The 21,102-nt window shown below is 72.9% G+C and carries 14 protein-coding genes and 1 tRNA gene; 4 read left to right on the forward strand and 11 right to left on the reverse strand.

From position 1 onward, the window contains the following. Window positions 1-91: 91 nt before the first annotated feature. From ACIRQY_RS01820 to ACIRQY_RS01845, 6 genes are all read right to left on the reverse strand, one after another. Window positions 92-1,786: a S8 family peptidase gene (locus ACIRQY_RS01820; RefSeq protein ID WP_403922272.1), complete on the reverse strand. Its 1,695-nt coding sequence runs from the start codon at window positions 1,784-1,786 to the stop codon at window positions 92-94. Between the two features lie 904 nt (window positions 1,787-2,690). Beyond that, entirely contained in the window at window positions 2,691-3,557 is an 867-nt protein-coding gene (locus ACIRQY_RS01825) for a GNAT family N-acetyltransferase (RefSeq protein WP_403921641.1), read from the reverse strand. A 236-nt stretch (window positions 3,558-3,793) separates the two neighbouring features. Beyond that, window positions 3,794-4,693, reverse strand: a complete 900-nt coding sequence (locus ACIRQY_RS01830) for a hypothetical protein (protein WP_351790794.1) — start codon at window positions 4,691-4,693, stop codon at window positions 3,794-3,796. Beyond that, window positions 4,690-5,703: an SPFH domain-containing protein gene (locus ACIRQY_RS01835; RefSeq protein ID WP_403921643.1), complete on the reverse strand. Its 1,014-nt coding sequence runs from the start codon at window positions 5,701-5,703 to the stop codon at window positions 4,690-4,692. Before ACIRQY_RS01835 ends, ACIRQY_RS01830 begins: the two co-directional genes overlap by 4 nt. 242 nt (window positions 5,704-5,945) lie before the next feature. Next, a complete protein-coding gene (locus ACIRQY_RS01840) occupies window positions 5,946-6,965 on the reverse strand; it encodes a DMT family transporter (protein ID WP_403921644.1) in 1,020 nt (339 codons plus the stop codon). Continuing rightward, window positions 6,962-7,792: a phosphatase PAP2 family protein gene (locus ACIRQY_RS01845; RefSeq protein WP_403921646.1), complete on the reverse strand. Its 831-nt coding sequence runs from the start codon at window positions 7,790-7,792 to the stop codon at window positions 6,962-6,964. Before ACIRQY_RS01845 ends, ACIRQY_RS01840 begins: the two co-directional genes overlap by 4 nt. A gap of 148 nt (window positions 7,793-7,940) precedes the next feature. On the opposite strand from ACIRQY_RS01845, the gene ACIRQY_RS01850 reads away from it, so the two are divergent. Further along, window positions 7,941-8,543 (forward strand): TetR/AcrR family transcriptional regulator, encoded by a 603-nt coding sequence (locus ACIRQY_RS01850; RefSeq protein WP_351790806.1) that lies wholly within the window; start codon window positions 7,941-7,943, stop codon window positions 8,541-8,543. Window positions 8,544-8,572: 29 nt separating this feature from the next. After that, the gene (locus ACIRQY_RS01855; RefSeq protein ID WP_403921648.1) at window positions 8,573-8,947 is read left to right on the forward strand and encodes a DUF488 domain-containing protein; all 375 of its coding nucleotides are present in this window, start codon (window positions 8,573-8,575) and stop codon (window positions 8,945-8,947) included. A gap of 1 nt (window position 8,948) precedes the next feature. Here ACIRQY_RS01855 and ACIRQY_RS01860 read toward each other — a convergent pair whose 3' ends face one another. Next, window positions 8,949-9,482, reverse strand: a complete 534-nt coding sequence (locus ACIRQY_RS01860; RefSeq protein ID WP_403921650.1) for a DUF309 domain-containing protein — start codon at window positions 9,480-9,482, stop codon at window positions 8,949-8,951. 159 nt (window positions 9,483-9,641) lie between these two features. On the opposite strand from ACIRQY_RS01860, the gene ACIRQY_RS01865 reads away from it, so the two are divergent. Next, a tRNA-Pro gene (locus tag ACIRQY_RS01865) sits at window positions 9,642-9,715 on the forward strand. 305 nt (window positions 9,716-10,020) lie between these two features. Here ACIRQY_RS01865 and ACIRQY_RS01870 read toward each other — a convergent pair. The 4 genes from ACIRQY_RS01870 to ACIRQY_RS01885 all read right to left on the reverse strand — a co-directional run bounded on the left by ACIRQY_RS01870 (window position 10,021) and on the right by ACIRQY_RS01885 (window position 14,303). Next, complete coding sequence (locus ACIRQY_RS01870) at window positions 10,021-10,662, reverse strand: class F sortase (RefSeq protein ID WP_403921652.1); 642 nt, start codon at window positions 10,660-10,662, stop codon at window positions 10,021-10,023. Window positions 10,663-10,826: 164 nt separating this feature from the next. Beyond that, on the reverse strand, window positions 10,827-11,243 hold the full coding sequence (locus tag ACIRQY_RS01875; protein ID WP_403921653.1) for a hypothetical protein: 417 nt from the start codon (window positions 11,241-11,243) through the stop codon (window positions 10,827-10,829). Window positions 11,244-11,539: 296 nt separating this feature from the next. Next, window positions 11,540-13,552 (reverse strand): sensor histidine kinase, encoded by a 2,013-nt coding sequence (locus ACIRQY_RS01880; RefSeq protein WP_403921654.1) that lies wholly within the window; start codon window positions 13,550-13,552, stop codon window positions 11,540-11,542. Between the two features lie 28 nt (window positions 13,553-13,580). Further along, on the reverse strand, window positions 13,581-14,303 hold the full coding sequence (locus ACIRQY_RS01885) for a response regulator transcription factor (RefSeq protein ID WP_351790907.1): 723 nt from the start codon (window positions 14,301-14,303) through the stop codon (window positions 13,581-13,583). A gap of 577 nt (window positions 14,304-14,880) precedes the next feature. Here ACIRQY_RS01885 and ACIRQY_RS01890 point away from each other — a divergent pair. Continuing rightward, the gene (locus tag ACIRQY_RS01890; RefSeq protein WP_403921656.1) at window positions 14,881-21,042 is read left to right on the forward strand and encodes a DNRLRE domain-containing protein; all 6,162 of its coding nucleotides are present in this window, start codon (window positions 14,881-14,883) and stop codon (window positions 21,040-21,042) included. Window positions 21,043-21,102 lie beyond the last annotated feature (60 nt).

The raw sequence follows: 21,102 nt of genomic DNA on the forward strand, positions 1-21,102 counted from the left end.
GCCAGGACGCGCCCGTGGTGTGGACCACGGGCGCGTCGCTGACCAGCGGTGATGCTGATGTGGGGGGTGGTTCTGTGGGGGACGCGATGCGTCAGAAGGTGAGGCTCCACGAGTCGATGTAACCGGTGTCACCCGTGGCCACATCGCGGACCTGGAGCTTCCAGGTGCCGTTGGCGACCTCGCTCGACGCGTCGACCGTGTAGGTGGCGAGGACGTTGTCGGCGCTGTCGGAGGAGGCGGACGCCTTCAGGTTGCGCACCGTGCCGTCGGGGGCGACCAGGTCGACGACCAGGTCTCCGCGCCAGGTGTGCTTGATGTCCACGTCGACCTTGAGGGCGGCGGGCGCGTTGCCGGTGCGGCCGGTGACGGCGATGGAGGACGTCACCGTGGTGTTGTCCGGGACCGTCACGTCGGTGGCGTTGGTGAAGACCGTACCCGCGGGCGGGGTGGCCGTGACGGCGTCGACGGTCTTGGCCGTGTCGGCGATGCCGCTGCCGCAGCCGCCGGTGCAGGTGCCGGGCAGCGGACGGGCGTTGGCCTTGATCGCGGTCTCGATCTGGGCCGGGGTCAGGGTGCTCTTCGCCGACTTGAGCAGCGCGGCGAGACCGGCGATGTGCGGGGCGGCCATCGAGGTGCCCTGGTAGGGCTTGTAGTTCTCGGCCGACTGGGTGGTCGTGCCCGAGTTCAGCGTGGAGTAGATGGCGTTCTCGGGGGTGGTGACGGTACCGGGCGTGTCGGTGGCGCGGCGGGTCTCGCCGCCGGGCGCGGCCACGTCCACGAGGGTGCCGAAGTTGGAGTAGTACGAGCGGCTGCCGTCGCGGTTGGTCGACGCCACGGTGATGACGTTGGCGCAGTTGGCGGGGGTGAAGCTGGAGGTGTTGGCGTTGCTGTTGCCCGCGGCGACGACGACGGTGGTGCCGCGCGAGACGGCGCCGTTGATCGCGGTCTGGTAGACGCTCGGGCAGGTGGAGCTGGCGCCGCCCAGGCTCAGGTTGACGACCTTCGCCGGGTTCGCGTTGGCGGGGATCCCCGGCACGGAGCCGCCGGAGGCCCAGGTGATGGCGTCGGCGATGTCGGAGGACGAGCCGCCGCACTTGCCGAGCACCCGCACGGGCTGGATCTTCGCGTTGTACGCGATGCCCGCGATGCCCTTGGTGTTGTTGGTGACGGCGCCGATGGTGCCGGCCACGTGGGTGCCGTGCCAGGAGGAGGTGGAGGCCTTTGAACCGACGCCGCACTCGTTGTCGGTGGCGTTCCAGTCGCCCTCGTCCTTCGGGTCCGCGTCGCGGCCGTTGCCGTCGCGGGCGTCGGCGGAGGCGGAGATGAAGTCGTATCCGGCGACGACGTTGGCCGCCAGGTCCGAGTGGGCGGCGTAGCCGGTGTCGATGACGGCCACGGTGACGCCGGAGCCCGTCGTCTTGTCCCAGGCAGCGGGAACGTTCATGCCGCCGGTGGGCTCGAAGAGGTCCCACTGCTTGGCGTAGTCGGTGTCGTTCGGGGTGACCGCCATCGCGTAGGCGCGGATGTCCGGCTCGACGGAGGCGACGGACGGGTCGGCGCGGAAGGCGGCCATGACCTCGGTCACGTCCTGCGGGGAGGCCCCGCCGCCCAGGTTCACCAGGGCGGCACCGCCCGCGAGGCGGCGTTCGAAGGAGAGCTTCTCGCCCGTCTTCGCGGCCTTCTCGGCCGTGTCGCTCTTCGCGGCGGTGTTGGAACCGGCCTCGGCGGCCTGGTTCTTGTAGGTGACGATGACCTTCTCGACGGGGGCGCTGGGGAGCGCCCGCATCGTCTGCGAAGCCGGGGCGGGCTTCGGGGTGGCTGCGCCCGGGGCGGCGGCGAACGCCCCGGAGGTGGTGGCAGCGGCGCCGAGTATCGCGGCGCTCGCGACCACGGATATGAGTCTCCGCCTGGAACCGTTCAAGGTGTGGCCCTTTCGATCACGACGTAACTGCGGAGCAGTGGCGGCGGCGCGGGGCTCACGGGGCGAAGTGGGGTCGCGGTCCGCAGGTCCCTGGGCTGGGGGCCCATGCGCCGCCACCGGCGCAACGGCCCGGGTCAAGGCCGCCACCGGCGGATGTCACCCTCCACATGCACCTGTCAGGTGCGGTCGGAGGATGGTATCTGCCGGTGCGGAGGACAGTAGGCAACGGGGGGGTGAACCCGATACGGGGAAAACCCTTGTCACCCCTCATGGGGCGGCGGGGGGTGGTGAGGGATGGGCGCGACCCGCGCGCCGGAAGGGGCGGTGCGGGGACGGGGGAAGGGCGGGGCAGGGACGCCGGAAGGGGCGGGGCGGGGGCGTCTCGCCGGCCCCTGCCCCGCCCCTTCCCGAGGGAAAGCCGTCCGGGATCGGCCCAGTTCGCGGGCCTGCCGGGTCGGCCCGGGCCGAAGGGACCCGCCCGGCTCGGCTGCGTCAGGCCCTGCCCGTCCGGTCCGGCCAGCCCCACCCGGTCCCGGCAGCTCGGCAGGTGTCTGCCCGGTGCTTGTCCTGCCCCGCCTGGTCGGGACGGGCTCGGTTCGTGCCCGTCCTGCCCGATCCCTTTCCTGCCCGGTCCCGTCAGGCCAGTCACCCGCCCGTACCCGCCCGTCCCGGCCCGGGGCCGTTCGCCCCCAGGACTCGGACCACCGCCTCACTGGACCGCCCCGGTAGGACGGCCCGGTCGGACGGCCCGGCCGGACCGCCCTCCGGGTCAGCCCAGTTCGAGGGTCGTGACCCCGAAGACCCGCTCGCGCGCCACCGGACGCACCGGGCCCGTGTACATCCGGGCCGTCTCGAACGTCGGCCGCAGTCCCCGCTCCTCGGCCAGCCGGGCCGCCGCCGGGTTCGACTCCGGCATGTCCACCGCGATCCGGTCCGAGCCGAAGTCCCTGGCCTCGGCGGCGAGGGCGTCGAGCAGCGCCCCCGCGTCGGCCGGGGTGTCCGCGAAGAGCGGCCCGATCCGCGCCTCCCCCTGCGCGGGGCGGACCACCCCGTACCCGACCGGCCGCCCGTCGGCCACGCGGACCAGCGCGCGGTGTCCGGGCGTCGCCACCCAGGCGGCGAGGAACCGTGGCCGGTCGGCGTGGTGACAGGCCGCGTCATAGGCGGCGAGGACGGCCGGATCGATCCGGCCGGCGGGCACGACCCCGGTCACGGGAGCGTCGGGCGCCGGGACCTCACCCACGTAACGCGCCGTCCGGTACGCGGTGGTGAAGCCCGAGCGCCGGTAGTTGTCCTGCTGGGCGGGGACCCCGTCGAGCCCGATCGCCCGCCCGCCCGCGTGCGCCAGCGCGGCCCGCCAGGTGGCGAGACCGTGTCCGTGGCCGCGCAGTTCGGGCCGGACGAGGTAGAAGCCCAGGAACGCGTACGCGTCGTCGTAGGTGACGACCGAGATCGCCGAGACCGGCTCCCCGTCGACCCGGCCGAGGAAGAAGCCCCCGGGGTCCTGCGTGAAGAACGCCCCGGCGTCGGCCAGACCGGGGTTCCACCCCTCCTCGGCGGCCCAGGAACGGACGATTTCCCAGTCCGTGACCGTGGCGGGCGAGACGGACAACGAGCCGGAGGAGACGGAGACCATGGAGATTCCTTCGACAGCCGGGAACGGGCGGCGGACGTCCGGTCGCGGGAAACCGGACAAAGCGCGCCGAGCATAACGCCGTACGGCCCCGCTCCCGGCCCTGGCCGAACGATTCCGGCCGCGCCGTACGGACCCCCGGGAGGGTGCCCAGAGAGGGTGACCCGGGAGGGTGCCCAGGGAGGGTGTCGCCCGGCCCGCGAGGCACGGCCGCGACCCGTCACCCGTACGAGGGCCGCTCAGGTCACGAGCCGCAGCCGTGTTCCCGCGACCCCGAGCCGGACCGTCTGGCCCCACGTCAGTTCCAGGGCGTCCGACTCGACGCCGTCGCCGAAGACCACCAGCCGGTCCGACTCGACGGTGAGCCGCAGCGCCCGGCCCCGGTCGAGCAGCCCCTCCACCCGGCTGGTCCCGGTCGCCGGGGACGGCCAGGCCTCCCGGACGAACCAGGCGAGCCGGGCGTCGGCGGGAGCGGGCAGGGCGAGCGCGCTGGAGCGCTGTTCCCACAGCGACCGCAGCCACCCCGTCGCACCCGTCCCGGTGCCCACGAGCACCCCCGACGAGGCCTGCGGCTCGGGCGGGACCCCGGGAGCGTCCCCGTCCAGCGTGTACCGGGCCGTCTGATGGCCGCGCGGGCCGACATAGATCTCGTTGAGGGCCAGGAGCCGCTGGGTGTCGTCGGTGACGGCCTCCACCATGGTCAGCTCGTCCACCGCCGCGCCCGCCGTCACCGCGTGCGGAAGGAGCCGCCGGGCCCGGTCGGCGCGGTGCCGGACCAGGACGCCCGGATTCCGGCCCGGGTCGGCGTCGATCCCGACGACGGGCTGACCCGTCAGGTACTTCGCCGTGTTGGCGACCAGCCCGTCCTGCCCGACCACGACGACCACGTCCTCCGGCCCGAACGGGAACCTGTCCAGGTCGTCCCGCTCCACCCGGGTCCGCCGCCAGGACAGCGGAACCGCGCCCGCCACCTCGGCCAGCGCCCGCCCGGCCCGCTCGTGCCGCTCGCGCACGGCGTCCACCGAGCGACCGCGCGCGGAGAGGAAGAACGACGCCTGCCCGTGCGTCCCGTGCCGGGCGAGCAGCTCCTCGTACTCCGTGGTCCGGTGCACGAGCACCGCGCGCGGTGCCAGGCTCACGACCCGGCCCCGGCCCCGCCCTCGCCCAGTCGGGCGAGGAGCCCGGTCAGCACGTCGGGGGAGAGCGTCAGATGCTCGATGCGGGGCAGGTTCTCGGCCGCGCGGCTCACCGCGAGCGCGCGCAGGGTCGTGGGCGGCACCTCGGTGTGCGCCGCGAGCCACGCGGACTGCGCGGCGGCGCGCGCCGCGCCGACCTCCCGGGCCGCCTCCGCCTCGGCACGGGCGAGGCGGACCTTCCGTACGGCCTCGGCCTCGGCGCGCACGGCGTCGGCGGCGGCGTTCTCCTCGGCCTCGCGGCGGGCGTTGGTGCCGTGCTGCTCGACCAGCCGTTCCTCCTGCCGGGCCAGCTCGATCCTGTTGGACAGTTCGTTCTCCGCGATGGCGCGTTCGCGTTCGACGGCCACCGCGCGCCGCTCGTAGGTGGCCCGGTCGGCCTCCTGCTGGATCTGCTCGCGGGCCGGGGTGCGCAGGGCGCGCTCCACCTCGGGCTCGGGCCGGAGCGCCACCACCCGTACGGAGACGATCTCGATGCCGGTGGCGGGCAGCCTGGGCTCGGCCGCGAGCCCGGCGGCGACTCGGTCGCGGACCGCCGCGACGCCGTCCACGAGCGCCTCGGCGAGCGCGGTGCGGGCCAGTACGTCGAGCGCGTGCTGCTGGGCGGTCCCGGTGAGGAGGGTGGCGATCTGCTCCAGCGGGGTGCCGCGCCAGGCGCCGGTGTCGGGGTCCACGGAGAAGTCGAGCCGGGTGGCCGCCGCCGCCGGGTCGCCGATCCGGTACGTGACGGTCGACTGGACGCTGACGTCCTGGAAGTCGGCGGTGCGGGCGTGGAAGGCCATGGCCAGTTCACGGTCGTCCACCGGGACCTCGGAGAGGGCGGCGGTCAGCGGACGGAACCAGAAGCTCAGCCCCTCGCCCTCGTGCACGAGCCGCCCGCGGCTCTGGTGGCGGATGTGCGAGGTGGGCGCGGAACGCAGATGGCGCCAGCCTGCCCGCCGGGTGATGTCTGCCATGAGGAAACCCCCTTGTCGTCATGGTGACGATAGGAGGTTCCCTCGATTGTCGTCAAGGTGACGAATTGAGGATTCCGGATCGTTCCGGATCGTTCCGGCCCGGGCGCCGCCCCGGCCCGGGTCCTTCCCGACTCCCCTTTCCCCGCTCCCGGCCGCGACCGGTTTTCCTTCCTCGGCCCGGCGGTTCCTTCCTCGGTCCGGCGACCGGTCTTCGCTCCCGGTCCGGCGACCGGTCCGCGCGCTCAGCCCGCGAGCGGCGCGGGCGAGGCCTCCACGTCGGGCAGTGCGAGCGAGGGGGTGACGGGTCCGTGGAAGCCCCGGTCGGCTCCGCCGGGCGCCGGGGCGCCGGAGCCCGACGCGCGCGGTGCCGGGACCGGAGGCGGGCCCCCTGCCGCTGCGGACGGGTCCGGCGCGCCCTTCGTCAGGAGGACCACCCCGCGCGCGGCGACCAGGGCCGCGGCGGCCGCAGCGGCCCAGCCCCAGGCGCCCGCCCGGAACGTCTCGCCGAGGAGGGCGACACCGATCACCGCCGCGGAGGCCGGGTTGGAGAGGTTGACCACGGCCAGTGGCGCGGCGAGACCGCCCCGGTAGGCGGCCTGGGAGAGCAGCAGCCCGCCCGTCGCGAAGCCGGAGATCAGGAGCGCGAGCAGTGCGGTCTGCCACCAGGTCGGTTCACGGCCCGGCAGTTCGAGGGCGAGCGCGGCCGTCAGGGTCTGGGTCAGCGCCGAGGCGACGCCGGAGGCGAGCCCGGAGGCCGTCGCGTGGCCGAGCCCGCGCCGGGTCCTTCCCGGCGCCCGCCCGGCGGACAGCACGGCGATGAGCAGCGCCGTCGTCGCCGCGACGGCGAGGGACTCGGAGAGGGTGAGGGCCTCGCCCGGCGCGGCCGGACCCGTCACCGCGACGAGCCCGACGAGACCGGCCAGGGTGCACAGGGCGCCGCGCCACTCGGTGCGGGTGACCCGGCGCCGCGCCGCGTACGCCCCGAGCGGCAGCGCCGCCACCAGGGTCAGCGCGCCGAGCGGCTGGACCAGGGTCAGCGGCCCGTAGTGCAGGGCGACGACGTGGGCGAGGGCCCCGGCGGCGTTGAGTCCGACGGCCGCCCACCACTGGCGGCGGGCGAGCAGCGCGCGCAGGGCGCCGCCGCCGTCCCGGGCGGGGGAGGCGGCGGCCAGCCGGGACTGGGCAACGGCGGCGAGCGCGTATCCGGCGGCCGAGACGAGCGAGAGCAGCACCGCGAGGACGGTGCCCGAGCCGGGGCTCATCGGAGGACTCCGGCCGGGAGGGGCGTCGTGCCGAGGGTGCGCGGCACCGGCGGCGGAGCCGTACGGCGGCCGGGCGCGCGGACGGCGAGCAGGGCGAGGCCGAGGAGCGCGGCGGCGGCGAGCGCGTCGAACCAGTAGTGGTTGGCGGTGCCGACGATGACGATCAGGGTGAGCAGCGGGTGCAGCAGCCAGAGGAAGCGCCACCGCGACCGGGTGGCGGCGACGAGGCCGATCGCGACCATCAGGGCCCAGCCGAAGTGCAGTGAGGGCATCGCGGCGAACTGGTTCGCCATGGAGTCGGTCTCCGGGGTCGCCGCGTAGACGGAGGGTCCGTAGACGCGGGCGGTGTCGACGAGGCCGCCCGCCGCCAGCATCCGGGGCGGCGCGAGCGGCATCAGCAGGTGCAGGGCGAGGGCGGCGCCGGTGAGCAGCGCGAGCACCCGGCGGGACCACACGTAGTGGGCGGGGCGGCGCAGGTAGAGCCAGCCGAGGAAGGCGATGGTGGCCGGGAAGTGCACGGCCGCGTAGTACGTGTTCGCCGCCCGTATCAGGGTCTCGCCGTGCAGGAGGAGCTGTTGCACGGCTCCCTCGCCCGGGAGGTGGAGGGCGCGTTCGGCGTTCCAGACGCGGTCGGCGTTCCGGAAGGCGAGGGCCTCGTGGCCGTTGGCGAAGAGCCGGCCGAACTTGTAGACGAGGAAGAGCGCGGTGACGAGCAGCAGCTCGCGCAGGAGGGGCGGCCGGGCGGTTCCGTCGCCGGGGCCGGGGGAGGGCTTCCTCCCCGGTCCCGCAGGACGTGTGCCTCGTATCCCGCGTATCCCGCCAGCCATCGTGCGGCCCTCTAATCCGTCAAATCGCCAACAAACGGAGTGAGCCTAGATCCGAATCCATCGAGACGCAAGCGTCTCGATACGTTTGCGTCTCGATTGTGCACCCCCTACTCTCGTATGTGCAGACAGAGGTGTCCGGGAGGGATCGATGTCCACAGAGGCCGCTACCGCCGCAGCCCGCCGCAGCAAGATCACGCCGGAGCGCGAGACCGAGCTCTACGACGCCGTCCTCTGTCTCCTGCGCGAGGGCGGATACGACTCCGTGACCATGGAGGGCGTCGCCGCCCGCACCAAGTGCGGCAAGGCCACCCTCTACCGGCAGTGGGGCACCAAACCCAAGCTCGTCACCGCCGCGCTCGCCCGGCGCCGCTGCACCGTCTTCGCCGGGATCGACACCGGCACCCTCGCGGGAGACCTCCGCGAGGCCGGCCGCATCGCCGCCTCCCACCGCGAACGCGACGCCGAACTCATGGAAGCCGTCGCCCAGGCCTTCATCCAGCACCCCGACCTGCGCGCCGCGCTCCGCGAGACCGTCATCGCCCCCGAGGTCGCCGCCATCGACGCGATCGTGGCCCGCGCCGTCGCGCGCGGCGAGGTCGCCGCCGGAAATCCCGCCGTCGAGTTCGTCGCCCCCTGCTTCATGGGAATGCTCCGCATCGAGCGGATCTTCGAGGAGCGCTTCACGGACGCCTCGACCATGCGGACCTTCGTCGACGCCGTCCTCCTTCCGGCACTGCGCGCCGAACGCTGAGACCCGGCACGGTCCCGCACCCTGGGACCATGCCCCCACACAGCCCCGACGTCCGCGTCCGCCGCGTCTACGAGACCCCCTCACCCGACGACGGCGTACGGGTCCTCGTCGACCGCCTCTGGCCGCGCGGCCTCGCCAAGACCGACGCCCGCATCGACGAATGGCCCAAGGCGCTCACCCCTTCCACCGAACTCCGCCGCTGGTACCACGGCCCGGACGGCACGTACGAGGAGTTCCGCCACCGCTACGGGGCCGAGCTCACCGCCCCCGACGCCGCCACGGCCCTGGACCGCCTGAGGACGCTGGCGGCCCAGGGCCCGGTCACCCTGCTGACCGCGACCAAGGACCCGTCGACCAGCCACACCACGGTCCTGCGCGAAGCCCTGGAGGAACCGGACGCATAGCTCAGACGGACGGCCGGAGCAGGCGGGGGGAGACGGCGACGGGATCGACGGGAACCGGACGGCCGTCAGAAGCCGCCACCGCACCGTCCGTAAGGGCGGCCAGGGTGCGGGCCCAGTCGACGAGACCGTCCACGTCGATCCCGTACGGCTCCGAGGCCGCGCGCCCCGGGCCGCCCTCGAGGCGGTCGGCGCCACGGCGCAGCAACCGGGCACCGCCGGGCCCGTTGCCCCGGGCGGCGTGGGTCAGACCGACGGCGAGCTGGGCCAGCCCCTGCCACAGGTCCCGCTCCGCCCCGGGCCCCGACTTCCAGGCGTCCTCGAAGACCTCGTGCGCGTGGAACGGCATCCCGGCGTCGAGCAGCCGCTGCGCCTCCCGCAGGGTCTCGCCGGGCTCGCGCACCACGCCCTCGGGCTGCCGGGCCACGCCCTCGGCGCCGTGGGGAAGGGGCCGCCCGAGACCGTCACGGGGCCGCGCGTTCCGCGCCCGCCCAGCCTCGTCACGGTCCCTGCCACGGCCACTCGCTGTCGGGTTCACCCGCCCATTGTCCCGCGCGGGCCCGACCGGCCCACCGCCAGGACCCCGCCACCCCGCCCGCCGGGACCCCGTGACAGCCCGTGCGTCATCGCACCCGCCGGAGTGAGGTAGTGTTTTCCCTGCACGCCGACGAGGGAGCAACACCCCGGAGGCAGGCATCGGGACGTGGCGCAGCTTGGTAGCGCACTTGACTGGGGGTCAAGGGGTCGCAGGTTCAAATCCTGTCGTCCCGACTTTGCGAAGTCGGATACCGAAGGGCCGTTTCAGAGAGATCTGAAACGGCCCTTCGGTCGTTCCCGGGGGCCGGTCGGGAACCCAAGCCGCCTTGACCGCGTCAGCGGGCGACTGCGACTGCGACTGCGACTGCGACTGCGACTGCGATCGCGATCGGGCTGGGCAGGGACCGGGGCGCTCAGCGGGTACGGCGTGGGCCAATTGGCGGCGTGGTGACGGCTGGACGGTTCGGGGCATGGCTGCCGCACGGTCCCGGCGGACGGGGCACGCCCTCTCCCCGCAGGCCGCCGGGCCGACATGCGGCTCAGAGCTTGGCGTACACGATCAGGTTGTCCACCGGATGCCCCTCGGCGTCGAACTCGCCGTCGCAGGTGACGAGGCGCAGCTCGGGCGTGGCGGTCGGGCCGTAGACGCGCTGGGTGGGGAAGGCGGTCTTCCGTACGGTCTCGGTCGCGGTGACGGTGAAGGTGAGGTTCTTGCCGCGGGCGTCGCGGACGATGATCTCGGCTCCTTTGGTGAGCTTGTTCAGATCGTGGAAGACGGCGCGGCCGAACCTGGTGTCGTTGTGTCCGATGAGCACCGCGGCGCCCTTCTCGCCCGGGGCCGCTCCGCCGGTGTACCAGCCCGCGGTCATCCCCTGCTCGGACGGCGGTACCTCGACCGTCCGATCGCTGTTGAGCCCGAGACGCATCAGGGCGCTGCTGACCTTGATGGCGGGGATGGAGACGTGGACGGGCTCGGCGGCGTCCTTGCCGGGGGACGTGGCGGGCGTGTCGGTCGCGGACGGCGGTGCGGGGTCCTTCGTGGTCCCCGTCCCCGTCGCCGTCTTGGTCACGGCTCCGGCTCCGGTCTCGGCTCCGGCTCCGGTCCCGGTGGAGCAGCCCGTCGCCGCGAGGGCGAGGGCCAGCCCGACGGCGTACCAGGTCGGCAGGCGGTGACGGTGCATGAGGAAGCCTTCCGGTGACACGGGTCGAGGGGGAGGTGCGGCGGCCGGGCCGGCCCGCGGCGGGAGCGACTCCGCAGCGGACCGGACGGGCGTACGACTGTTGGTGCTCTTGGTGCTCTTGGTGCTCTTGGTGCTCTTGGTGCTGCTGGTGCCGTTGCTGTGGCTCAGCGGGCGTCGTGGTGCGCGGTGCGGCGGCGGATCACGACCGTGCCCGCGACGGCCAGGGTGACGGTGGCGGCCGTGGCCCCGACGATCACCGTGGTGGGGCTGCCGTCACCCTGGGCGGCGACGGGACGCTCGCCCGCGGCGACACCGCCGCGCGGCAGCGCCGCGGCCGAACGCCCGCGCTCGGAGGGCTGGAGGCAGATGACGGCGCCGTCCTTGCCGACGACACGGCTCTTGCCACCGCTCTTGCCCTGGTCCGACGGCGACTTGCACACGACCTTGTCGGCCACGACGATCTTCACCGGCGAGGGGGCGCTGTCGGCGAACGCGCCGCTGCCGGAGACCAGGACGGCGCCGAGGGCGGCGGTCGTGACGGCAAGGGCCTTCAGGGCACCGCGCGAGGACGCAGCTGTCATGGGGGACTCCATTCGGGAGGCTGGGATTCAGTACGGCGCCCAGGCTGGCCGAGACGTATGAAGAACCTGTCAGGGTCTTGTCGCCCCCCGGTCAGCGGTGCTTTCGCCTCCCGGTCAGCGCTGCGCCGCAGCCGGGACCGCCGAGCCGCGGTACGTCCGGGCCTCGAGGGCATCCGGCCCCACCGCATCCGTACCGCCGCGCATCCGTCGGCACCGCACGGCGGCCGCGTCGCCGTCACACCCCGGTCGTACCCGGCCGAGGCCGTCCGGCCCGGCGGGGCACCCGGCCCGCCCGCTCAGCTCCTCCCCGCCACCGGCAGCTCCAGGATGAACACCGATCCCTCCCCGGGGGTGCTGCGTGCCGTCGCCGTACCGCCGTGCGCCTCGGCCAGTTTCCGTACGATCGCCAGTCCGAGGCCGCTGCCGCCGGTCCGCCGGTTGCGGGACTTGTCGGCCCGCCAGAACCGGTCGAAGACATACGGCAGGTCCTCGGCCGGAATCCCGCTCCCCGTGTCCTCGACCTCGACGGTGAGCCGGGATCCGGCGGCGCGTGCGCGCAGGGTGACAGTGCCGCCGTGCGGGGTGTGGCGCACGGCGTTGGAGACCAGGTTCCCGACCGCCTGCCGCAGCCGGACCGGATCCGCGACGAGGTCCGGCAGTCCGTCGGCGCAGGTCACGGCGAGGCGGACGCCGGACGTCTCGGCGCGGGGCGTCTGCGCGGCGGCGACCTGGGCGAGCAGCTCTCCCACCCCTACCGGCGCGGGGCTCAGCCGCAGTGCGCCCGCGTCGGCCTGGGCCAGGTCCTGGAGGTCGTCGATGATGTGCTGGAGCTGGACCGCCTCTTCGAGCAGGGACGAGACGAAGGCGGGGTCGAGGTCGGCGACACCGTCCTGGGCACCCTCCAGCCAGCCCCGGATGGTGCTCAGCGGGGTCCGCAGTTCATGGGCGACGTCGCCGACCATCTCGCGCCGCTGGTGCTCCAGCCGGGCGCGGTGCGCGGCCATGTCGTTGAAGGCGGCGGCGAGTCGGCCGATCTCGTTGTCGGAGCGTACGGGGACGGGCGCGGTGGCCTCACCGTCCTTCATGAGCTGTGCGGCGGAGGTCAGCGCCCGCAGGGGCCGCACCAGGCGGGTCGCCGCCAGCACGGAGGCGCCGACGGTCAGCGCGAGGACCAGCGCGGCGACCCCCGCGACGCGGGCGGTGTCGTCCGGGGAGAGGTCGAAGCCGGGCGCGGTGGGGCTCCCGTCCGGATCGCTGATGTACAGCTCGGCGGGGGCGGCGACATGGGAGACGAGCTGCTGGCGGCGGGCGTTGTCGACACAGTTCTCGACCGTGCTGTCCACCCGGTGGGGCAGCATCTTCGCCTTGACCACATCGATCGGGACCTTGGCCGCGTCCCGGGCCCGTCCCGGACTCGGCCGGTCGAGGAGGACGAACGTCGTCTCGACGGGCCCCCTCCGGTCGCCGAAGACGATCCGGGGCTCCCCCTGTGCGCCGTGGATCAGCCACAGGGGGATCGCTGTGCGCTTGCTGCGCCGCAGGCAGGTGTCGGAGAGCTTGTTGAGCGCCGCGACGGCCTTCTCCTCGGTGGCGGTGGGCTGCGCCAGCTCTGCCAGGCCGCACAAGTGCTGGTACTGCCCGGTCTCCACACCTGCCGTCCGGATATAGGAGCGACCGCTGGGGGTGGTCATGCGCTCGGCGTTCATGGAGAACCTTCCGCGCAGGCAGGACACCACCCCGTCGGCGAGCTCGCGCAGGGCGGCCCGCTCCGTGCGGGGCAGTTGGAACGGCCCCACGGCGCGCGGGTCGATGCTGCCCTTGCCGCCGTTCGCCCCGGCCAGTGCGCCGGGCGCGCCGTTCTCGGTGGCGCCGCCGAAGGCGGAGTCGACTCGCAGGGGATCGATGGACGCGGAGGGCGTCTCGGGGAGGGGGAGCGGGTTCTTCCCGGTCGAGGAGTCGGCGACGACGAGCCCGCTGCGCGGGTTGACGAGCACGATCCGCCGGTCGTTGGCGGCGGCCAGCTCCCTGACCTTGCGTTCGACCCCGTCCCACTGGGGGTTGGTGGCGGCATGCCCCAGGAGTTCGCGGTAGATCCGGGCGTCCTTGGCCAGATCCCGGCCCTGCTCGCGTTCGATGGCGCCGGTGGTGGTCTGCGCGGCGAGCCAGGCGGTGGCGGCGACGGAGCAGACGGCCACGAGGGCGGAGACCGCGAGGAGCCGGGCCAGCAGGCTCTTGCGCAGGGGCAGACGCCGGGCGCGGCGCGCGTCCCGGGCCCCGGTCGTCCGTCCCGTACTGCTGTCTTCTCCCATCCCACTGGCCCCTTTCGTACTGCCTCGGCTACGGCGTCGCACGGCCACCCCGCCCCGGGCCTGCGACGGGGGCGACCAGCTTGTAGCCGACGCCGAAGACGGTCAGCAGCTTCTCGGGCCGCTTCGGCTCGGTCTCGACCTTCTTCCGCAGGTTCATGATGTGGACGTCGACGGTCCGGTCACCGATGTAGCGCGTGTAGCCGTGGAGTTCCTGGAGGAGGCGCTGGCGGGTGAAGACCCGTCCCGGCTCGGTGGCCATCGCGGCGAGGATGCGGAATTCTCCGGGTGTGCAGTCGACGCCACCGCCGCCGACCGTGACTTCGTGTTTCTCCGGGTCGACCACCAAGTCCCCGACGGTCAGCAGATGTTCCTCGGCCGGCGGGGCGGTCCCGCCGCGCGGAGCGGTGCGGCGCAGCAGGGTACGGACCCGGGCCATCAGCTCCCGAGGGCTGTACGGCTTGGTCATGTAGTCGTCGGCGCCGAGGTCGAGCCCGAGGAGCAGATCGTCCTCGGTGGAGCGGGCGGTGAGCATCAGCACGGGGAGTTCGTACGCTTCGGCGCGCAGGATCCGCAGCACGTCCAGGCCGTCGGTCCTGGGCATCATCACATCCAGGACGATCAGGTCGGGGGGCCGGTGGCGGACAGCCTCGACAGCGGTGCGGCCGTCCGCCACCAGGGTGACGGAGTGCCCTTCACGCAGGAGGTACCGGCGGACCAGCTCGGCCTGTTTGTCGTCATCCTCGGCGACCATCACATATGCGCACACGGCACTGATCGTAGACAGGTACGAGGGGTGAACGGGCTTACGGTACGGGGCCGGTGGCCCGTACCGTACTCGCCTGCGGTGATCCCAGAGGTCGCCGCCGCGCTCCCGCTCGACGAGCCACTACGGCCCGAGCGACCCGCGACTCCTGTCCGGGGCGAGCGCCGCCTGGTCGAGGAACCCGTCGGGTCGTCGTCTCGCACCACAGAGCGATCTCCACGCCGATGCCCTCCCGTGGTTCTTCCAAATCTCGACGTACCGTCACTGTTGATTCAGGGGAAGGCCTTTGTGAGGAAGTCCGGCAGTCTGGGCATCCTTCGGCACGCTCCCCGACCGGCCTGCGGGAATGGCGGGGAGCGCCGTACATGCTGGCACCCATCTTTCCACTGTTCCCTTCACAAGATCTTTACTGCCGGAATAGCATCCACCGCTACCTGATCACAGGCAGTGACGGAAATGCAGGGATGGTCGAGTGAAGAAGCATGGGTCTCCGCCGGGACGAACGAGCGGGGGAAGACGTGACCGGCGCGTCTGGCGGAGGGTCGCTCTGGCGACAGCCGCCCTGATGAGCGTCGAGACGGCGGTCGTGGTGATGACCACGGGCCAGGCGGTGGCCTTGACCTCGGCCGTGCGGGCGCCCGAGGCCGACGGGGCGCGGGGCCCTGCCGAGGCGGCGGACCTCGCGTCGGCGACCGTCGCGGCCCGGCTGTCGGGCACGCGGGTCGAGGCCTTGTCGGAGCGGACGGAGTCGTCGACGACCTGGGCGAATCCGGACGGGACGGTGACGACGGATTCCGCGTCGGGGCCGGTCCGGTTCCGTGACCGGGAGACGGGCGCCTGGCGGGACGTCGACATCGACCTGACGAAGGCGGTGGACGGTTCGGTCGTCGCGGCGGGGCATCCGCTCGGGCTGCGGCTCGGTGGCCGGACGCCCGGCCCACTGGCCGCGCGGGTGAGGGCGTCGGGCCGGGCCGGCGGGGCGAAGACCGCGGCGGTGCCACTGGTGTCGCTGGACGCCGGGGACGGCCGGTCGCTGGACCTGGCGTGGCGTGGCGTGCTGCCCGAGCCGGTGCTGTCGGGGACGAACGCGCGGTACGCCGGTGTGCTGCCCTCCACGGACCTGGTCATCGAGTCGACCCGTACCGGTTTCGAGCAGTTCCTGGAACTGAAGGACCGTACGGCGGTCGCCGCGAACGGTTCCGTGGCTCTGACTCTGGAAGCCAAGGGCCTCACCGCCCGTCAGAACGCCGACCGCTCGGTCGCTTTCCTGCACACCGCGTCCGGTCGGACGGTCGGCACGATCCCGGCCCCGGTCATGTGGGACGCCACCGTCGACGAGCGGTCCGGTGAACACACCCGCCGCGCGGACGTCGGCCTGAAGGTGACGCAGAACGGCGACGCGATCGACCTCACTCTGACCCCGGACGCCGCCTTCCTGGCGGACCCGACGACGAAGTTCCCCGTGACCGTCGACCCCGCGGTGAACCTCGGCGCGAGTTTCGACACCTTCGTCCAGCAGGGCTACACCACCGACCAGTCGGCCTCCACCGAACTCAAGCTCGGCAACAACGGCTCCGGCCAGACCGCCCGTTCCTTCCTCAGCTTCCCCATGGGGGCGATCAGCGGGAAGCAGATCCTCGGCGCGAAACTGAACCTGTGGAACCACCACTCCTGGTCCTGCACACCGAACAGCTGGGAGGTCTGGGACACCCCCCGTGCCACGACCGCCAGCCGGTGGACGGCCCAGCCCAACTGGAACAACAAGTGGGCGACCGCCACCGCGACGAAGGGCTTCTCGTCCTCCTGCGCGGACGGCTGGGTCTCCCAGGACATCAAGAACCTCGCCACCGCCTGGGCCGCCAACGGCAACGGCACCAACTCCATGGGCATACGGGCGACCAACGAGTCCGACCCGTACTCCTGGAAGCGGTTCAACTCCGGCAACGCCGCCGCCAACACCCCCTACGTCTCCGTCACGTACAACACCGTCCCGGTCGCCGGGAACCCGATGACCGTCACCCCGGGCCGCGCGAACGCGGGCAGGAACTGGGTCACCACGACCACCCCGGGCCTGAAGTACATGGCGAGCGACGCCGAGACCACGACCCTGCGCACCAAGTGGGAACTGTGGGAGGGCTCGACGAACCTGATGGTCCACGACCCTGGCACCCTGTCCCCGGTCGCCGACAAGACGGCCTCCTGGACCGTGCCCGCGGGCAAGCTGGCCAACGGCCGCACCTACTGGTACTGGGGGCGCGCCAGCGACGGCAACGCCTGGTCGAACTGGACTCCCAAGGTCTACTTCACCGTCGACACCGCCAAGCCCGCCACCACCAGCGTCACCTCCGGTGACTTCCCGGCCGACACCTGGTCCGGTACTCCGGACGCGAAGGGCGGCTTCTCCGGCTCCTTCACCCTCAAGCCTCCGGCCAGTGACGTGGCCGAGGTCCAGTACCGACTCGACACCGGAGCCTGGCAGTCCGCCGCCACCACCGGCACGGCCGTCACCCGGACGCTGGCCTTCCTCGCCGGCAGGCACACCCTCACCACCCGCACCGTCGATCCTGCGGGCAACGTCTCCACCGAGTCCAGCCACGTCTTCTACGCGGGTTCCGGAGCGGCGCTGCTGTCCCCCGCCCAGGGTGACCGTCCGGCCCGCCGCACGGTCCTGTCGGCCGAGGGCGAGAAGACGTACACCGGGGTGACCTACCAGTACCGCCGGGGCGAGACCGACACCTGGAAGAACGTGCCCGTCGCCGACGTCCGCAGGGGCACGGCGGCAGTGCCGTCCTGGCCCGTCCCGGCGACCGACGGCAAGCCCGCCGCCATGACCTGGAACATCACCGACAGCCTCGGCGAGGACGGTCCGATCGAGGTCCGGGCCGCGTTCACGCAGCCCGGCACCACCACGCCCGCCTTCTCCCCGGGCAACGACGTCACGGTGGACCGCACCGCGGGCACCGCTCCGTCGCAGGAGGCGGGCCCCGGCTCGGTCAACCTGCTGACCGGCGATCACACCCTGTCCGCCACCGACGTCTCCCTCTTCGGACTGTCCGTGTCCCGGACCGCGTCCTCCCGGCGGCCCGACGCCGGTGCGCGGCAGGAAGGCCAGGCGGCGGTGTTCGGCCCGCAGTGGACCTCCGGCACCGTCGCGGAGATCACCGAGTCGGACTGGTCCCACCTCAAGAAGACCTCCGCGACCTCGGTCGCCCTGGTCGACATCGACGGCGAGGAGCTCGGCTTCACCGCCACCACCGGCGGCGGCTGGAAGCCTGAGCCCGGAGCAGAGGACATGACCCTGACCGGCTCGCCGTCGGGTTCGTTCACGCTGAACGACACCGAGGGCACCCTCACCGTCTTCACCAAGCCCGACGCGTCGGCCACCACCTGGCAGGTGGCCTCCTCCACGCTCGACGGCCTGGACCGCTCCACCACCACGGTCGTCTCCGAGACCGTCACCGAGGACGGTGAGAAGCGCGCCCGCCCGAAGCTGGTCATCGCCCCGACGTCCGCCGCGTCGGCCACCACCTGCACGGCGACGCCGTCCACGAAGGGCTGCCGGGCGCTGGAGTTCGTCTACGCCACCTCCACCACCGCCACGAGCACCGGACTCGGTGACTTCACGGGCCGGGTCAAGGAGATCCGCGGCTGGTCCACCGAACCGGGCGCCACCACGGCGAGCGCGAAGACGGTGCAGACGTACGCGTACGACTCCACCGGCCGTCTGCGGGAGACGTACGACCCGCTCATCACCCCCGCGCTGAAGACCCGGTACACCTACGACACGACGGGCCGGATCACCACCCTGACCCCGGCCGGGCAACTGCCGTGGACCTTCACCTACGGCAAGGCGGGCAACGCCGCCACCGCCGGTGACGGCATGCTCCTCAAGGCGAGCCGCTCCGGCCTCCAGCAGGGCACCAAGGACGTCGCGTCCGGTACCGCGTCGACGAGCGTCGTCTACGACGTCCCGCTCACCGGGGCCAGGGCCCCCTACCCGATGGGTGCCACGGACGTGAAGGCGTGGGGTCAGAGCGACGCCCCCACCGACGCCACCGCCGTGTTCCCGGCCGACTCCGTGCCGTCCTCACACTCCGGCGACCAGCTGACCGCAGCCGACCACCGCCGCGCCACGGTCACGTACACCAACGCCTCCGGGCGCCAGGTGAACACCGCCGCCCCTGGCGGCCACCTCACCACCACCGCCTACGACCGGTTCGGCAACACCGTCCGGGAACTCTCCGCCGGCAACCGGGCCCTCGCCCTCGGCACCACCCCCGCCGACCGCGAGACCCTCACCGACCTCGGCATCGAAGGCCTCTCCACCGAGGACCGCGCCGACCTCCTGGCCACCACCTCCGTCCACGACGACAAGGGCCTGCGGCAGCTGGAGGAGTTCGGGCCGCTGCGCCGAGTCGGCCTCGACGGCGACACGGCCGCCGCCCGCTCCTGGACGCTCAACGAGTACGACACGGGCCGCCCCACCGACGGCACCGCCAAGGTCGAGCACCAAGTCACCAAGGTCACCACCGGCGCCCGGGTCCTCGGCAGCGGCACCATGGCCGACCCGCGCGTGACCCAGACCCAGTACGACTGGACCAAGGGCCTGCCGGTCAGGACCGTCAAGGACCCCGGCGGCCTCGCGATCACCGACACCACCGAGTACGACGCCCAGGGCCGGGTCACCAGGCAACTCCCGCCCGGCGCCACCGGCACCGACGCGGTCACCCGGGTGACGAGCTACTGGTCCGCGACCGGCACCGGCACCTGCGAGGGGCGCCCGGAGTGGGCCGACCAGCTCTGCGCCACCGGCCCGGCCGGCGCGATCACGGGTGGCGGTTCGAACCCGTCCCAGCTCCCGGCCACCACCACCGAGTACGACTGGTGGGGCAACCCAGCCAAGGTCACCGAGACCGCCGACGGCACCACCCGCACCACCACGACCAGCCATGACGCCGCCGGACGCCCGGTGAGGACCGTCACGACCGGCGGGCTCGGCCAGGCGGTCCCGGAGACGGCCACCGAGTACGACCCGGCCACCGGCCGGAGTGTCCGCACGGTCTCCCCGACCGGCGGCACGATCACCAGGGCGTACGACGGGCTCGGCCGTCAGATCTCCTACACGGACGCCGACGGCGGGACGACCCGCACCGAGTACGACCTGCTCGACCGGCCCGTCAAGGTGAGCGACTCCGCCCCGTCGACCGTCACGTACACCTACGACACGAGCGTCGAGCCGCGCGGCCTGGCCACGCGGATCACCGACTCGGTCGCCGGCGCCTTCGAAACCCGGTACGGCGCGGACGGCTCCGTCACCACCGAGCAGCTCCCCGGCGGGTACACCCTCAGCGTCGAGGAGGACACCACCGGGGCCGTGCTCTCCCGGGTCTACACCCGTGACAGCGACGGTGAGACCGTCTACTCCGACACCGTCGAGGAATCCGCCCACGGACAGGTCACCCGCCACTCCGGCTGGTCCGGCAAGGACTACGCCTACGACCGGACCGGACGCCTCACCCAGGTGAACGACACCGTCGGCGGCACCTGCGCCACCCGTACCTACACCTTCGACCAGCGCACCAACCGCACCGCGCTGACCACCGCCGAAGGCGAAGCCGACGCCGCCTGCCCCACCACCGGAGGAACCACCACCACCCACACGTACGACAGCGCCGACCGCCTGACCGGCACCGGCTACGTCTACGACGCCTTCGGCCGCACCACCACACTGCCGGGCAGCCGGATCGGCTACTACGCCAACGACCTGGTCCACCGGCAGACGGCGAACGGACAGCGCCAGACCTGGCAGCTCGACGCGGCCCACCGCTTCCGCTCCTGGACCGTCGAGGAAGACACGGACGGCACCTGGGCGCAGACCGCGACCAAGGTCAACCACTACGGCGGCGACGGCGACAACCCCCGCTGGATCACCGAGAACCCCGTGGACGGCACCCTCACCCGCAACGTCACCTCGGCCTCCGGTGACCTCGCCGCCACCACCGGCAACACCGAGGGCACCGTCCTCCAGCTCACCAGTGTCCACGGCGACCTCGCCCTCCAGCTCCCGCTGGACACCGCCGAGTCCCCCCTGGTCCTGGACAACGACGAGTACGGCAACCCCCGCACCGGCCAGCCCGCCACCCGCTACAACTGGCTCGGCGCCAAACAACGCTCCTCCGAAACCCTCACCGGCCTCACCCTCATGGGCGTCCGCCTCTACGACCCCACCACCGGCCGCTTCCTCTCGACCGACCCGGTGCACGGCGGCGGAGACAACGCCTACGGATACCCGGGTGACCCCGTCAACGAATACGACCTCGACGGCAAGAACTGGCTCAAGAAGAAGTGGAACGGATTCAAGAAGAGCAAGTACGGGCAGTTCGTCAAACGCCACCGGGTCGGTATCGCGGCCGTCAGTGCCGGATTCGCCTGTGGAGTGCTCACCGCAGGTGCCGCTGCGGCAGCCTGCGGTGTTATCGCCGGAGGGCTCGCCGGCGCTGCCGCGAAGAAGTACGGAAACCGGAAGGCGAGTTGGGGTTCCGTGGGACGTGCGGGAATCTACGGTGCCGGAGTCGGCGCCATCGGATTCTCAGGAGGATGGGGAACCCGGGCAGCACTCGGCATCAAATGGACACCCTCACGCTGGATCCTCCAGAGATACCCAGGGTCGGGCAGTCACCGTCGCCCCCTCCCGAGCCACCGGAAGGTCTCCTGGTGGAGGCGCTAGGCCGACGCCACGGGAAATCCGTCGATCGCATCAGGGAATTCGAGAACGGGATCAGGACAT

The sequence above is a fragment of the Streptomyces sp. NPDC101490 genome, from assembly GCF_044767145.1.
Taxonomy (GTDB): Bacteria; Actinomycetota; Actinomycetes; order Streptomycetales; family Streptomycetaceae; genus Streptomyces.